12 protein-coding genes and 2 pseudogenes are annotated in these 15,074 nt (G+C 70.9%); 6 read left to right on the top strand and 8 right to left on the bottom strand.

All coding sequences use genetic code 11. The features are described from left to right. Positions 1–9: 9 nt before the first annotated feature. The 3 genes from ACH4KB_RS25655 to ACH4KB_RS25645 form a co-directional block, all read right to left on the bottom strand. Complete coding sequence (locus ACH4KB_RS25655; protein ID WP_398068241.1) at positions 10–1,383, bottom strand: FAD-binding oxidoreductase; 1,374 nt, start codon at positions 1,381–1,383, stop codon at positions 10–12. A 339-nt stretch (positions 1,384–1,722) separates the two neighbouring features. Then, positions 1,723–2,628 carry a BTAD domain-containing putative transcriptional regulator gene (locus ACH4KB_RS25650; protein ID WP_398068240.1) on the bottom strand — a complete coding sequence of 302 codons (906 nt, stop codon included), beginning with the start codon at positions 2,626–2,628 and terminating at the stop codon, positions 1,723–1,725. Between the two features lie 42 nt (positions 2,629–2,670). Continuing rightward, positions 2,671–3,294, bottom strand: a complete 624-nt coding sequence (locus tag ACH4KB_RS25645) for an NADPH-dependent F420 reductase (protein WP_398068239.1) — start codon at positions 3,292–3,294, stop codon at positions 2,671–2,673. Positions 3,295–3,435: 141 nt separating this feature from the next. Between ACH4KB_RS25645 and ACH4KB_RS25640 the strand changes: the two genes are divergently transcribed. Next, positions 3,436–4,566 carry a LuxR C-terminal-related transcriptional regulator gene (locus tag ACH4KB_RS25640; RefSeq protein WP_398068238.1) on the top strand — a complete coding sequence of 377 codons (1,131 nt, stop codon included), beginning with the start codon at positions 3,436–3,438 and terminating at the stop codon, positions 4,564–4,566. A 493-nt stretch (positions 4,567–5,059) separates the two neighbouring features. On the opposite strand, the gene ACH4KB_RS25635 is transcribed toward ACH4KB_RS25640, so the two are convergent. Continuing rightward, a complete protein-coding gene (locus tag ACH4KB_RS25635) occupies positions 5,060–5,464 on the bottom strand; it encodes a hypothetical protein (RefSeq protein WP_398068237.1) in 405 nt (134 codons plus the stop codon). Positions 5,465–5,538: 74 nt separating this feature from the next. Between ACH4KB_RS25635 and ACH4KB_RS25630 the strand changes: the two genes are divergently transcribed. Further along, positions 5,539–6,102: a TetR/AcrR family transcriptional regulator gene (locus ACH4KB_RS25630; protein ID WP_398068236.1), complete on the top strand. Its 564-nt coding sequence runs from the start codon at positions 5,539–5,541 to the stop codon at positions 6,100–6,102. 27 nt (positions 6,103–6,129) lie between these two features. Here the strand turns inward: ACH4KB_RS25630 and ACH4KB_RS25625 are convergent, their stop codons facing one another. Continuing rightward, positions 6,130–7,026, bottom strand: a complete 897-nt coding sequence (locus tag ACH4KB_RS25625) for an NPP1 family protein (RefSeq protein ID WP_398068235.1) — start codon at positions 7,024–7,026, stop codon at positions 6,130–6,132. Positions 7,027–7,175: 149 nt separating this feature from the next. Then, positions 7,176–7,376 (bottom strand): annotated as a pseudogene (locus ACH4KB_RS25620) (SAM-dependent methyltransferase); the annotation flags it as partial. A 151-nt stretch (positions 7,377–7,527) separates the two neighbouring features. Here ACH4KB_RS25620 and ACH4KB_RS25615 point away from each other — a divergent pair. The 3 genes from ACH4KB_RS25615 to ACH4KB_RS25605 are packed head-to-tail and all read left to right on the top strand — an operon-like array spanning position 7,528 to position 10,665. Next, the gene (locus ACH4KB_RS25615; protein ID WP_398068234.1) at positions 7,528–7,953 is read left to right on the top strand and encodes a hypothetical protein; all 426 of its coding nucleotides are present in this window, start codon (positions 7,528–7,530) and stop codon (positions 7,951–7,953) included. A 52-nt stretch (positions 7,954–8,005) separates the two neighbouring features. Further along, entirely contained in the window at positions 8,006–10,150 is a 2,145-nt protein-coding gene (locus ACH4KB_RS25610) for a hypothetical protein (RefSeq protein WP_398068233.1), read from the top strand. Further along, entirely contained in the window at positions 10,147–10,665 is a 519-nt protein-coding gene (locus ACH4KB_RS25605; RefSeq protein ID WP_398068232.1) for a hypothetical protein, read from the top strand. Before ACH4KB_RS25610 ends, ACH4KB_RS25605 begins: the two co-directional genes overlap by 4 nt. Positions 10,666–10,737: 72 nt before the next feature. Here the strand turns inward: ACH4KB_RS25605 and ACH4KB_RS25600 are convergent, their stop codons facing one another. Further along, positions 10,738–13,320, bottom strand: a complete 2,583-nt coding sequence (locus ACH4KB_RS25600) for a bifunctional FO biosynthesis protein CofGH (protein WP_398068231.1) — start codon at positions 13,318–13,320, stop codon at positions 10,738–10,740. 310 nt (positions 13,321–13,630) lie between these two features. On the opposite strand from ACH4KB_RS25600, the gene ACH4KB_RS25595 reads away from it, so the two are divergent. Beyond that, on the top strand, positions 13,631–14,323 hold the full coding sequence (locus ACH4KB_RS25595; RefSeq protein WP_398068353.1) for an HAD family hydrolase: 693 nt from the start codon (positions 13,631–13,633) through the stop codon (positions 14,321–14,323). A 111-nt stretch (positions 14,324–14,434) separates the two neighbouring features. Here ACH4KB_RS25595 and ACH4KB_RS25590 read toward each other — a convergent pair. Next, positions 14,435–15,074: pseudogene (locus tag ACH4KB_RS25590) on the bottom strand (hypothetical protein); the annotation flags it as partial.

The raw sequence follows: 15,074 nt of genomic DNA, 5'->3' as shown, positions 1-15,074 counted from the left end.
GCTGCCGCCCTACGGAAGAGGCGCGATGTTGTGGTTGAGCCGGAAGAGGTTGTCGGGGTCGACCGCGGCCTTCACGCGCCGCAGCCGGCCCAGGGTCTCCGGGTCGAAGCACTCCGCCGCCGAGTCGGCCGTGTCCGCGCCCGCGAGGAAGTTCAGATAGCGGCGGCCCGTGCTCCAGGGCTCCATCGCCCCGAGGACCACGTCCGGCGAGTCCGGGGGCGAGAGCGTCGCGAGCGTGAACGCGCCCTCGCGGACGCCGACCGCGTTGGGTACCTCGGCGGGCCGGGAGAGCGCGCCGCCGAGGTGCCGCACCTCGACCATCAGATCGGCGCACGACGAACCGGCTCCGGCCGCCCGCAGCAACGCCTCCATGGCCTCGGAGCCCAACTCCCGCAGCACGATGTTGCGTTCGTGGTACGCCAGGGGATGCACCGGGTCCTGGTGGATGTCGGCCACCGCGGTGTACGGCATCTCGGCGACCGTGTCCGCCAGCGGCGTACCGCACTCGCGCAGCGGACGGACGAGCCGCTCCCCCTCCTCGGCCGGGCCGGTGAACGCGATCCGCACATGCGCGGCGAACGTCCCGCGAAGGAACTCCGGCACGTCCGGCACGTCCGGCAGCCGCAGCAGCGATACGGAGGAGGTCATCTCCTCGGGGACGGTCGCGGTCCACTGCCGCCAGGTGTGCAGGGCCTGCGCCGCCTGCTCCCCGGGGAAGTGGATCCCGCCGCCGTAGAGCCGGCGCACCGTCAGCAGGCCGAACCACATCCCGGTGACGATGCCGAAGTTCCCCTTGCCGCCGCGCAGCGCCCAGAACAGGTCCGGGTGCTCGTCGCGGGTGACCCGCCGGACGCTTCCGTCGGCGGTGACGACCTCGATGCAGGTCACGTGGTCCGCCGCGTACCCGTACTGCCGGCCCAGCGGACCGAGCCCGCCGCCCAGCGTGTAGCCCACGACGCCGACCAGCGGCGACGACCCGTTGAGCGGCGCCAGGCCGTGCGGCGCGCCGGCGGCGATCACCTGGTGCCACTGTGCTCCGGCCTCCACGTGTGCCGTACGGGTCAGCGGGTCGACGGCGACCGCGTTCATCCGGCGGGTGGAGACGAGGACACCGCCGCGCGCGGACGCCGCGATGCCGTGGCCGGTCGCCTGGACGGCGACCGGGAGCGCCTCCCGGGCGGCGAAGGACACCGCGGCGGACACGTCCCCGGCCGACTGGGCGGCGACGATCACGTCCGGCCGGTGCCGCCCGACCCGGTTGAACCCCGCGAGCTCCCTCTCGTACCCCGCGTCCCGCGGAGTGAAGACCTCACCCTTGAGCCGTGCGACGAGCCCGTCCAGGGCGCTCTCGGCGATATCGGCGTGTCCGGCCTGTCCTGCCACGATCGTGTCCTTCCTCCCGTGCCGCGCGGCGGTCCCGCATGGCGCGGCGGCGATGAGGAGCAGTGTTCTCGTCCGGCGGGCCCTCTCCCATCCCCTGCTTAGGGGGGATGGGAGAGGAGGCACCCCTCCACCGGGGCCCCGACCCCGGCCGAGGCCCCGGCCCCGACCCCGGCCCGGCCCCGGCGTCGGCCCCGGGAACACGGGACGCACGCACGCGGTGGCGGACGGCGGTCAGCCGGGACGCACGCACGCGGTGGCGGACAGCGGTCAGCCGGGACGCACGCACGCGGTGGCGGACAGCGGTCAGCCGGGACGCACGCACGCGGTGGCGGACAGCGGTCAGCCGGGACGCACGCTCGTGTCACGCGCCATGCTCGCGTCGCGCAGGTCCGCGATCTCCCGCTCCAGCAGGGCGATCCGGTCCTGCGGCCCCGTGGCGACGGCGCGCACGGGGATCGGCGGCACCAGGGTGAGGCTCGGCGAGAGCTCTCCCGCCGGGCGCCGGTCCAGGATCAGCCGCTCCATCATGCGCAGCTTCTCGCTCGGCTCGAGACCCAGCTCCCGCGCCAGCCTCCTGCGCGTGTCCCGGTAGACGGACAGCGCCTCCGCGGTCCGGCCGGACCGGTACAGCGCCAGCATCAACTGGAGGCACAGGGACTCCTGGAAGGGGTTCTCCGCCACATGCCGGCTCAGCTCGCCCAGCACCTGGCGGTGCCGGCCCAGGGCGAGTTCGAGCTCGATGCGGTCCTCGATCGCGGACAGCCGGTCCTCGTTCACCTTGAGGGCCACGGTCTCCAGGAGCGAGCTTCCCAGCCCGGACCCGACCGGCCCGTGCCAGAGCTGAAGCGCCTGCTGGAACAGCACGACCGCGCGTTCCGGTGACGCCGACCGCGCCTCCATCCGCGCCCGGCTGAGAAGATCCTCGAAGTGGGACAGGTCCAGATGCATCCGGGGCACGCGGATCAGGTAGCCCGAGGGGTGCGTCTCTATCTCGGCCGCGACCCCAGCGGCCGAAAGAAGTCTTCGGAGGCCGGATACGCAGATCCGCAATTGGCTGCGGACCGTCGCCGGGGGCGCCTCTCTCCAGATCGCCTCGATCAGCCGGCCCACGCCGATCACCCGGTTCGCTTCCAGTAACAGCAGGGTCAGCAGAATCCGCTGCCGATTTCCGCCGAGGCGCACGGGCCCGTGCGCACCTTGGACGACGAGTGGACCGAGAACGGAGAATTGATGGTGCGTAGACATATGTGAACGCCTTCCTGAAACTCAACCGCAATGTCCGGGAGATCACCAGCTGGGCATGAACTTGAAGCTCCAGCTCTCGCTGAGCTGAAGCCGCTCTCCCACCTCCTGCCCCAGCCGCCCCATGCCTTCCAGCACCCAGGCGTTGTCCAGGCCACCGGCGTCGAAGGCGCGCAGCCCCGACCGGTCGAACAACTCCACAACGGCCACCTTGGCGCGGTCGTCATCGGCCGCGACGAACACGTCCACCGGGAGCCCGTCGCTGGACCCCCGGTGCAGTGCACCGGCGTCGGCGGTGGTCAGAGCCTTGACCCACCGCACCTCGGGTGCGAGACCGACCAGTTGCCGGACCGCGCTCGACGCCGGATCGGTCCGCGAGGGAACGCTCAGGTCCACGACCGCCTTGCCGGCCAGCAGCCCGGCGTGCAGCCGGGTCAGCTCCAGAGCCTGGGGCCACCCGATCGCGAAGACCACGATCTCCGGCCGGAGCGCGGCGGCCACCGTGGTGGCCACCACGGTGCCGGCCGCCCCCGCCGTCGTCGCCCCGGCCGCCGCGGCTCGGGCCCGTCCGATGCTCCGGTCCGCCAGCTGCACCGCGGCGCCCGCCAGCGCCGCCCGCCGGGCGACGGCAAGCCCCAGCATTCCCGCTCCGATAATCCCAATCCGCATGAACGGCACACTTGCGGGATACGGGCGCGGTTCCCATCCCGCAATCAAGGGGGGCGAAGCCCCCCGGAGAAGCGGCGTGAAAGAACCGTCCCCCTCAGACGGGGGGTTGGAGCCGGGCGGCGGGGCTGACACAGTCGGGGGATGACCAGTTCGACGATCTCGCGCACCTCGGTAGGCCGGGCGGAACTGCTCTCCCGGTCCGCGAAGGCCACCGACGCGCTCAGCATGTTCGCCGAGGCCTCGACCCAGCTGCGCCGGCTCATCCCGTACGACGCGGCGGTATGGCGGGTCACCGACCCGGTGACCGGCATGATGACCGCGCCGATCCGCGCGGAGAACCTGGACGAGGGCGGCTGCGCCGTCTACTGGGAATCCGAGCTGTTCACCGAGAACGTCAACCTGTTCCGCGATCTGGCGCAGGCCTCCGTCCCGGTCGCCGGGCTCCGGCAGACCACCGGTGACCTGCCCGCGCGCAGCACGCTCTACCAGACCTTCATGCGGCCCCGCGGTTTCCAGGACGAACTGCGCGCGGTGCTGCGCGTGGGAGGCCACCCCCAGGGTCACATCAGCCTGTTCCGGGCCGAGGGGCGCCCGGCCTTCGACGACGCCGAGACCCAGCTGATCGCCTCCGTCCTCACTCCGCTGGCCAAGCAGCTGCGCTCCTTCGCCGAACCCGCCCCGCAGCCGCTGCCGGACGCTCCGCACGGCCCCGGGCTCCTCCTGTTCGATCCGAGCGGCGCGCTGCTGTCGGTCAACGACGACGCCCTCGCCTATCTCGACACCCTCCCCGAAGGCCCCTCCGTGCCCTCCCCCCAGGGCATCCGGGTGCCGGCCTGGGTCCAGGCGACCGCGATGAAGGCCCGCGCCGTCGCCCAGCAGCGGGACCGCGGCCAGGCACGTGCACGCGTACGGAACCGGGCCGGCCGCTGGCTGGTCTGCCACGCCTCCTGCCTCCGGGAGGCGGGTGGCCGGCTCGGCGCGTCCGCGGTGGTGATCGAGCCCGCGAAGACCTCGGAGATCGTCCCGCTGATCGTGGACGCGTACGAACTGACCGACCGGGAGACCGAGGTCACCCAGTACATCGCACGCGGCCTCCCGACCGGCGAGATCGCCGCTCAGCTGCACCTCTCCCCGCACACGGTCCGGGACCACATCAAGGCGGTCTTCGAGAAGGTCGGGGTCTCCAGCCGCGGCGAACTGGTGGGCAAACTGTTCACCGAGTACTACGCGCCGCTCGCCGAGCGGAACATGACGCGGGTCCACACCAGCTGAGCGACGGACGACGCACCGAAGCAGCGACACCTTTCCCCCCATTCGCCCCGGGCGCGCGTGCGGGGCACTTCTGAGAACGGTGCCTGCTCTCGGTATGTTCTCCGGCCATGACGGCAGGGAATCGGACCATCGGGAATAGGCGCGTAGTAGCCCCCCGCCGTTCCGTTCGGTCACGAGGAAGAGGCCGTCAGGACATAAGAACGCACCACAGCTGACCGTGACCGTACGCCGCATGGCCCCGGCATCGCTGGGCCACCGGGACCGCCGCATCCGGATGGAGGGTTTTCGGTCGCGGGCCGGGGGCGGCCCCGCACCCACTTCGTCCGAATGTAGGTGAGGACCTTCTCATCTGTCGGTGCGGATTCTCCCGGCACTCCCTGAGTACCGGCCCCCAAGGCTTCCGGGCCGAGCCGCCGGCTCCCCCGGCCGAGCCGACCTCGTCACCCCTCGGCCGAGCCGCCCTCGTCACCCCCCTCCCGCCGAGCCTCCCTCGTCACCCCTCGGCCCGCGCCCCCGCCCAGGCGCGGGCGGCCCTCACGTCCTGCGTGGCCATCGTCGGGCACCCCCACAGCTGCTCGCCGCTGTGGATCTCTGCCGCGCGCTCCGCCGGGATGTCCGCCGGCGCCACGAAGGCGAGACCGAGGCAGTACGCCGCGAGGCCGGGCCGGATCGACTTGAGGGTGCGGACGCGGTCGGCCGAGGAGGTGCCGGACGCCGTTGCCACGGCCGCGGTAGGGCGCCCCTCCGGCGGTGCGGGCATCAGGAGGATCGCCGTGAAGGGCTCGACGCGCTCGGTGAGAGCGCGCAGCTCGTCGAGGACGAGCGCCTGGGCCTGGTCCATCGGCAGCCCCGAGGCGTCGATCTCGCGTGGTGTCCGTGCCGTTTCCCGCATGTCCATCAGCCGACCCTAACAGCATTAGCGACCACTGGTCACTAATAAGGGTTCATTCCTCCCCGCATACGCTTGCCCCGATGAAAAGCACCGGAAGGAACGGGCCCGGGCGGCCGCCCCGGCTGAGCCGGGAGCGGATCGCCGATGCCGCCTTGCAGGGGGACGTGGCGACGCTCACCATGCGTGAGCTCGCGACGAGGCTCGGGGTCTCGCACTCGTCGCTGTACCGGTGGGTGCCCGACCGCGACGGCGTACTGGACCTCGTCAGCGAGGTCATGGTGGACCGGGTGCTCCCCGGGGACGAACCCGACGCCGGGACCTGGCTCGACTGGCTGGAGCGGCTGGCGTGGGCGATGCACGACGAGTTCCTGGCGGTACCCGGATACGCCGCGCATGTGGCCCGCCCGCACCGCCACCACCCCGCGTCCTTCGAGCGGCTGCACGACCGCGCCGTCGCCGCGTTCCGGGCGGGCGGCGCGGACACCCCGCAGGCCGAACAGAACTGGTCCGTCTTCGGCCTCGGCGTGGTCCGTTGGCTGGCGGCGGCGGGCGACGCCCCGGCCGAGCCTCCGTTCGGCCTCTACCTCGGCACCCTGCTGCGCGGCCTGCCCCGCCACGACGAGGAGCGCCGCCCGCCCGGATGACCTTCTCCGTGGCCGTCTCCGAAGCCGTCAGGCCCAGGGGTCGAAGGGGATGCCCGCCGGCTTGGAGCTGTTGAGCAGGTTGCGGAAGCGGTCGTCCTTGTCGGTGACCTTGATGGTCGCGGCACCGAAGTCGGCGTTCATGAGCCTGTCGCGCAACCCCGTGCTGGGGAAGCCGTTCCAGTCGACGACCGGGGGGTAGCGCCAGTTGCCGTAGTGGTTCTCCGGCGGCTCGTCGTTGCCGTTGGCGAGCCGGAAGAAGTGCGTGCTCGGCCCGTCCTTGTGGTAGACGGCCTTGGGGTGCGAACCGTCGAACCGCACCTGCGAGCGCGGGTAGGTCTTCACCGTGCTGTGCTGCGTGGTCGAGACGTAGTCCACCTGGTCGGAGCCCTGGTTGACCCAGGAGATCACATGCTCGAAGTCGTGGCGGTGGCCGCCGAGTCCGCTGCCGTGGACGGCCTGGTCCTTCTCGAAGTAGCTCGCGTAGACGATGCCGCACCAGCCGTTGTTGCACTTCGAGCGGGCGTACGTCTGGGAGTTGTCCAGGTCCCATCGGTCCCGGCAACTGCCGTTGATCGCGCCGCTCGTCTTCAGCCCGGGCGCGAGCGTGCCGTCCGGGCCGATGGCGGGGGTGGCGTAGCAGCCGTCGCCGTCGTAGTCGAAGGCGGGCGAGAACGCCTGCTCGTAACCGCCCGCGTTCTGGGGCAGGTTGCCGGGCGGGTCGGCGTGGGCGGCGGAGGCGGTGCCCAGCACGAGGAGACCTGCGGCGGCGAGTACGGCGGCGGTGCGGGTGGCGCGCCTGCGGGCGGCACCGGCGTCGGCACGGGCGACGGACCCGTTGCGGACGGAGAGCAGGGGGGCTCCCGCGACAGCGGGTGCGGCGCCGGGGATCCCGGTCGGAGTTGTCGGTTTCGGCGGAGTTCGCATGGCTTCTCGCTCCTGATTCATCGGACACATCGACTCGCGGTGACGGGGATCGACCCCCGCAAGAATTGCCCGGAGCATGACAAAGCGAAACGGAAGACCGCCTCCCACCTGCCCGCCGGCATTCAGTCGGCGTCCACCCGGCAAACGATCAAACCCCGATGGAACTCGGCGAACACTCCGGGCAGCGACTCCGACGGCAGATGACGCGTGGAGTAGAACGCCAGGACGCCGCCCAGCACGGCGCGCGAGGACGGGTCCAGCTCGCTCGGATTCTTCACGGACCGGGCGTAGTCGGCGGCGACGGCGTCGTACGACTGCCGGATCTGGCCCAGGGGCGGGGCTTTCAGAATCCCGCGAGGTTATGCCGCACCCGGACGGACGCCTACGGGTGTGACCGAGTCGTGTGGATCACCCTCCGACAGGTTCACATGACACGCAGGTTGCTAACGTGCAGGGTGAATGAGTTCGTGGTCAACCGCGCGCAGGGGGACGGTTCAGTTCATGGCATGGGACGAATGGGAACAGCTCAAGAGCGAAGCGGCGCAGCGGTCCTCCGCCTCCACTCAGCTCAACGGGGTACCCCCCGGCGGCGGCACCACGGGCACCGGCGACTTGACCGTCCATGACGACGAGCTGGGCCGGATGGGCAACACCGCGTATGAACTGCGCCAGAAATTCGGCGTGGACAGCGACCTCGCCCGCCCCGGCACGTTCGCGGCGTCGATCGACCTGTTCAACGACGGGCTCGACATGGGCGCGGCCCTGACCGAGCTCCACGACGCGTGGAACAGCCAGACGAAGACGCTCAAGGACGCCTGCGCGCACATCTCCAACCACTTCGACTACAGCCGCGCACAGCACGCGAAGGACCAGGTCCAGGTCGCGACGAGCATGCCCGTCTCCAAGATCGACAGCTACATAAAGTAACTTCCGCAAACCGGAAAGTTCCGGCGAAGAACACACGGGGGCTGGACAACGCATGGCGACCGAGACGATGACCGCGCAGGAACTGACGGATCTGCGCCTGGGCACACTGGACACGGCGATCGCGGACTGGGAGACCATGGCCAGGCGCCTCAAGGCACTCTCCACCGGTGACGGGGGCGGGGTGAACGCCAAGAGGCTGCAGACGGAGGCGAACGCCGCGGACTGGAACGGCCTCAACGCCACCGTCACCAAGGACTTCGTCTCCAAGACGGCCGTCGAGTTCCAGGACGTGGCGGGCCAGGCCACGAGCGTGCTCGGCATCCTGCGCGACGCTAGCGCGGCCTTCAAGAAGCACAAGGCCGCCCTGCGCACGGTCATCGACGACGTCGCCAAGCAGAACATCTACATCAACGCCAAGGGCAGCGCCATCGCCTCCGTGCCCTCGGGCGCCGCGGCGGGCAAGGGGGACATCCCCACCCCCAGTGACGAGGAACTCGCCGTCGCGGAGCGCCGGGTCAAGCGGGTTCTCCGGGAGGCGAGCGAGACCGACCGCATCGTGGCCCGCGCCCTGCGCGCCCTCGCCAAGAACAAGCATGACTTCACCGGCGACGGTCCGGGCGGGCTCAAGGAGGCCGACGACCGACAGGGCAAGGCGGACGCCGACTACTGGGCGAAGAAGGTGAAGGAGAGCGATCCTTCGGAGTGGAGCGACAAGGAGATCGAGCGCTTCAACGAGATGCTGATCGACCAGCGTGACAATCCGGGATTCAGCGAACGGTTCGCCACCACGCTGGGCGCGGACGGCACGATGCAGTTCTGGCGGGACATCGCAGACCCGGGCCAGGGGAAGACGCCCGAAGGCGAAAGGGCCAGGTTCCTCGGCCAGGTCCAGGAGAACCTCAGCATGTCCTTGGCGACCGCGTCCCACGTGGACAGTCCCGCCATGGATGCCTGGAAGAAGGACATCATCGCCTCGGGCGGCAAGCAGTTCGGCCACGAGGGCATCATGGTGAAGCCGTACGGCTTCCAGATCATGAGCAATCTCATGGTCAAGGGCAAGTTCGACAGCGGCTTCCTGGACGACTACGGCAGTGCGGTGCGGACGTTCGAGCAGTCCAAGGGAGCTCAGTTCAATCCGGCGTCCGTCTGGGGCAACCCACTTATCGCGGCCCAGCTCGACTACACGGGAGCCGGCGGCACGCCGGGCAGCGACCCCATGGCGGGCTACCTCAAGGCCGTGTCGCACAATCCGGACTTCGCGACGGACCTGTTTCTCAAGGAACTCCCCGGCGACAACGACGACCCGAACGCGCCGACGAGGACGATGGCGGACTATCTGCTGTCCGAGCGGGAGTTCTACGACGAGGACGACCCCTTCGGCAAGGGCGACGGCACCATGCAGTCGCGGGAAGCCCTCGGCAAGGCGCTGCTCGCCGCCGGCACCGGCCTCGACCCCGACGAGCCCGCCGTGGTCACCGGCTACGACCGCACTCCCGACCAGCGCGCGGTGCTGGACAAATCCCTGGACGTGCTGGCCGGTAAGAAGGACGAGTTCCCGCCCGAACTCCGCGATGACATGGCCGCGCTGCTCGGCAACCACGGCGACGCCGTGCATCAGTCGGCCAGTTCGCTGGAATCGGGAAGCGGCCCACTCGACTACAAGGACCTCCTTGAAGTATCGAAGCAGGTGTCCAGGGACCAGGACTCCTACGGGATGCTCATGGAGGGCGTGAACCAGGCGATCATCGCCGATATGCATGCTCCGCACGAGGGAAACCCGAAGGAGGAGCTGCTGCGGGCCGGTCAGACGGTCGGGTTCATGGAGTCTGCGCGCTATCACGCCTTGGACACGGACAAGGACGACCCCTCGTGGCCGGCCAAATGGGCTTACCACGGCGCAGGGAGCGTGGCGAACTTCGTCCCCGTGGTGGGAGACGTTCTGCAGCGAGGAGTGGACGCCGGCGCCTACGCCTGGCAGGTGGAGGAGCAAGGGCGCATCGACGACAAACTCGCCATCGACAAGAGCGAGAACTTCCAGAGCCGACAGGCCTATCTCACCGCCCTCGGCGAGGAGTGGAGCCGCGTCAATCCCGACCACGAGCTCTCGGCGGAGGGCGACGCATACCTGCGGCAGATGGACATCTCCCTCGCCGCCCTCAACGGAAACAAGAGCGCGAACGGAACGGTGGGATCATGATGACCGGAAGGACGCGGACCACCGCCGTTCACCTGACCCTCACCGCCCTTCTCCTGGCAGGCGTCGCGGCGTGCGGCGACGCACAGGAGTACACCGTTCCCAGCAAGGCCTGCGGACGGGACATGGACAAGGACCGGCTCGCGGAACTCCTGCCCGGCGGCGGGAAGCTACGGGACAAGTCGTCAGTGTCCGACCAACCGTTCTCGTGCGAGATCTACATCGACGACGCCATGGAGTTCGCCTTCACCGAGCATTCCGGGCAACGGGAGTTCGACGTGCTGAAGCGCGCGAAGGATGGGAAGCTCGGGGGTTTCGAGCAGCTCAGGGCCTCGGACGTCAGCGACAACGCCGTGGTGTCCCACACCCGGACCGTGGTGATGGCTCCCTGCCCGAAGTCCGGCAAGAACTACATCCTCGACCTGGACCTGCCGAACACCGAGAAGGACCACAGCGAGGACCTTGAGCGTTTCGTCAGGTCGTATCTGCCGACCGGTCTCGCCGCCCTGGGCTGCTGAGAGCGGGGAGGCCGGTACGGGCGGGCTCGCTCCCCGCCCCGCACCGGCCTCCCCACCGCCCTCCGCCCGCCCTCAGCTCGGCAGCACCGGCAGCAGCTCCGGCAGATGCCCATCCGAGGCGGTGGCCGCCGCGACGCGTTCGGCGGGGACCTCCCCGTACAGGGTCGTACGGGGACGGGACGGGCGGCCCGCGAGTTCGGCGATGGCCTCCAGGCCCTGGATCGAGCGGTACGAGCCGTAACCCGACCCCGCCATACGGGAGATGGTCTCCTCCATCAGCGTGCCGCCCAGGTCGTTCGCGCCCGAGCGCAGCATCTCCGCCGCGCCCTCCGTACCGAGCTTCACCCAGCTCGTCTGGATGTTGGTGATGTGCGGGTGGAGCAGGAGCCTCGCCATGGCGGTGACGGCCCTGTTGTCGCGGTCCGTCGGGCCCGGGCGGGCGATGCCGGCCAGGTAGACGGGGGCGTTGGTGTGGATGAAGGGGAGCGTCACGAACTCCGTCAGGCCGCCGGTCTCCTGCTGGAGCCGGGCAAGGGTACGGAAGTGGCCGAGCCAGTGCCGGGGCTGGTCCACATGCCCGTACATCATCGTCGAGGACGAGCGCAGGCCCACCTCGTGGGCGGTCCTGATGACCTCCAGCCAGGTGGCCGTGGGCAGTTTGCCCTTGGTGAGGACCCAGCGGACCTCGTCGTCCAGGATCTCCGCCGCCGTGCCGGGGATCGAGTCGAGCCCGGCCTCCTTGGCGGCGGTCAGCCAGTCGCGGATCGACAGGCCGGTGCGGGTGGCCCCGTTGACGACCTCCATGGGCGAGAAAGCGTGGACGTGCATGCCGGGTACGCGTTCCTTCACCGCGCGCGCGATGTCGAAGTACGCCGTCCCGGGCAGGTCCGGGTGGATGCCGCCCTGCATGCAGACCTCGACCGCGCCCACGTCCCACGCCTGCGCCGCCCGGTCGGCGACCTGGTCCAGGGAGAGCGTGTAGGCGTCGGCGTCCGTGCGGCGCTGGGCGAAGGCGCAGAAGCGGCAGCCGGTGTAGCAGACGTTGGTGAAGTTGATGTTCCGCGTGACGATGTACGTGACCTCGTCGCCGACCACGTCCTTGCGCAGCGCGTCCGCGATCCGGCACAGCTCGTCCAGCGCCGGACCGTCCGCGTGGAGCAGGGCGAGCGCCTGGTCGTCGGTGAGCTTCGTCGGGTCGTCGGCGGCCTGGCTCAGCGCCTGGCGTACGTCGGCTTCGATGCGGGACGGGACCATGCCGGGGGCCGCCGCCTCGCGGAGCGCCTCCCAGTCCCCGTACACCTCGTCGAAGTCGTCACGGCGGTCGCCGGTGCGGCCCTCGGTGTCGATGGTGGTGTGGAGGTCGGTGCGGCCGAAGGAGCTGAAGCCCTCGTCCGGCTCCTGCCAGGGCAGACCGGCCGGGATCGCGTCCTCGCGGGCCAGGCCCGTCTCCGGATCGGCCAGGGCGCGGACGTGCGGGAGGAGACGGGGGTCGAGCCAGGGCTCGCCGCGCTGGATGAACTCGGGGTAGATCGTGAGCCGTTCGCGGAGCTGGAAGCCGGATTCCACCGTCTTCCGCGCCAGTTCGTCGATGTGCGGCCAGGGGCGCTCGGGGTTCACGTGGTCGGGGGTGAGCGGCGAGACCCCGCCCCAGTCGTCGATGCCCGCGCCGATGAGGAGCGCGTACTCGGCGTCCACCAGGTTCGGCGGGGCCTGGATCCGGGCGGACGGGCCGAGGATGTGCCGGGCCACCGCGATGGCGGCGGCCAGCTCCTCCAGCTCCGCGTCGGGCATCCCACGCATCGCCGTGTCCGGCTTGGCGCGGAAGTTCTGCACGATGACTTCCTGGATGCCGTGGTAGGCGCGGGCCGTCTTCCGCAGCTCGAAGAGGGAGTCGGCGCGCTCCTCGTAGGACTCGCCGATCCCGATCAGGATGCCGGTGGTGAAGGGGACGTTGGAGCGCCCCGCGTCTTCGAGTACGCGCAGCCGTACGGCCGGTTCCTTGTCCGGGGAGCCGTGGTGCGGGCCGCCCGGTTCGGACCACAGGCGGGTCGCCGTCGTCTCCAGCATCATCCCCATCGAGGGGGCCACGGGCTTGAGGCGCTGGAGGTCGGTCCAGGTCAGCACGCCCGGGTTGAGGTGGGGCAGCAGGCCCGTCTCCTCCAGGACCCGGATCGCCATCGCCCGTACGTAGGCGAGCGTGTCGTCGTACCCCTCCGCCTCCAGCCACTCCCGCGCCTCGGGCCACCGGTCCTCGGGCCGGTCCCCCAGCGTGAACAGCGCCTCCTTGCAGCCCATCGCCGCACCCTCGCGGGCGATGGCCAGCACCTCGTCGGGGGACAGGAACATGCCGTGGCCGGCCCGGCGGAGCTTGCCGGGGACGGTGACGAAGGTGCAGTAGTGGCACTTGTCACGGCAGAGGCGGGTGAGCGGGATGAAGACCTTGCGCGAGTACGTGATCACGCCCGGCCGGCCCACCGCCTCCAGGCCCGCGTCACGGACGCGGGCGGCGGACGCCGAGAGGTCCGTCAGATCGTCACCGCGCGCCTGGAGCAGGACGGCGGCCTCGGTGACATCGAGGGCGACACCGTCACGGGCGCGTTTGAGTGCGCGCCGCATGGCGTTGGAGGTGGGGCGTCCGCTCTGAGCATCGGTCATGAACCGAGCATACGAGCGAGACGCGCGCGCCGGACCAGGGCATCGGGGGTCGCTTGTCCAGGAATCGCCGGTCGCGACCGGCCGGTTGTCATGCCTGTGGTCTGCCCGTGGTCGTGCCCGTGTTCTGTCCGTGGTCGTGCCCGTGTTCTGTCCGTGGTCGTGCCCGTGTTCTGTCCGTGGTCGTGCCCGTGTTCTGTCCGTGGTCGTGTACGTGGTCTGCCCGTGGTCGTGTACGTGGTCACTCGTGCGGGCCGACTCACCCGGATGAGACCCCGCCGACGGTGTCCTCACGCCTAGTGTCGGAACGGTGATGGAAACGATCGTCCTCGACATCGGCGAAACCCTCGTACGCGACGACCGGCACTGGGCGTCCTGGGCCAACTGGCTCGGCGTACCGCCGCACACGCTCAGTGCGCTGGTGGGCGCGGCCGTCGCCCAGGGCCGCGAGGCCACGGACGCGCTGCGCGTCCTGCGGCCCGGAATGGACGTCGAGGAGGCCTGCCGCGCGCGGGCCGCCGCCGGGCGCGGAGAGCACCTCGACGAGTCGGACCTCTACCAGGACGTCCGGCCCGCGCTGGGCGAGCTGCGGGCCGCGGGCGTCCGGGTCGTGGTGGCGGGGAACGGGACGGTCCGGGCCGGGGAGCTGCTGCGGGGCCTGGACCTGCCCGTCGATCTGGTGGTCACCTCGGACGAGTGGGGCGCCCGGAAGCCGGACCCCCAGTTCTTCGCGCGGGTTGCGGAGGTGGCGGGCGCGGCCCCGGAGGCGACGCTGTACGTGGGCGACCACCCGGCGGAGGACCTGTTCCCGGCCGCGGCGGCGGGGATGCGGACGGCGCACCTGCGACGGGGGCCGTACGGGCACTGGTGGGCGGAGCACCCCGACGTGGTGGAGACGGCGGACTTCCGCATCGACGCGCTGACGGAGCTGGTGGGCCTGGCGCTCCCGGCCGGGGACGGGGAGGCGCGGGCGGAGCGGCCGAGGACTTTGCGGGCGGTGCGTTAGAGGGGCGCCTCGGCGATCGCCCCGGGGGCCGCGCGAGCGCGGTAGTCGGTCCGGGAACAACAGCGGCCTCCCACCGGGTGCCCGGTGGGAGGCCGCTGGAGGTCGGTACGGCTAAACGACCGCCTTCGTCGCCTTGCTGACCGCCGACCCACTGGCGTGGCCGGTGAGGTGCGCGGTGACCTTCACCGTGATCGTCCGGCCCCGCTGGGCCGCCTTGAGCGGCAGTGTGGCGGCGGTGGCCCCGGAGATGGCCGCGCCGTTGGCGTACCACTGGTAGGCCCACGAGGAGGGCTTCGGCGACCACGCGCCCCGGCCGACGGCGAGCGTGGACCCCACCTTGACCGTGCCGGAGATCACCGGCGCGATCGTCGCCTTCGGAGCGTCGCCCCTCGCGACCGTGACCGCCGCGCTCGTCGCGCTGCCGTCGGCGTGCCCCGTCAGCCGGGCGGTGACGGTGACGGTGATCTTCTTGCCGAGCAACGACGCCGGCACCGCGTACGTGGTGCCCGTCGCGCCGGAGATCGCCACACCGTCCGCCTTCCACTGGTAGGCCCACGAGGAGGGCTTCGGCGACCACGCGCCCCGGCCGACCCCGACCGTCGCGCCCACCTTGACCGTGCCGGAGATCACCGGCGCGATCGTCGCCTTCGGAGCATCGCCCCTCGCGACCGTGACCGCCGCGCTCGTCGCGCTGCCGTCGGCGTGCCCCGTCAGCCGGGCGGTGACGGTGACGGTGATCTTCTTGCCGAGC

The sequence above is a fragment of the Streptomyces sp. NPDC017520 genome, assembly GCF_044329855.1.
In the GTDB taxonomy this organism is placed as follows: Bacteria; Actinomycetota; Actinomycetes; order Streptomycetales; family Streptomycetaceae; genus Streptomyces.
Note: the sequence above shows the minus strand (reverse complement) of the source record. Positions and strands in the feature narration are given on the sequence as shown.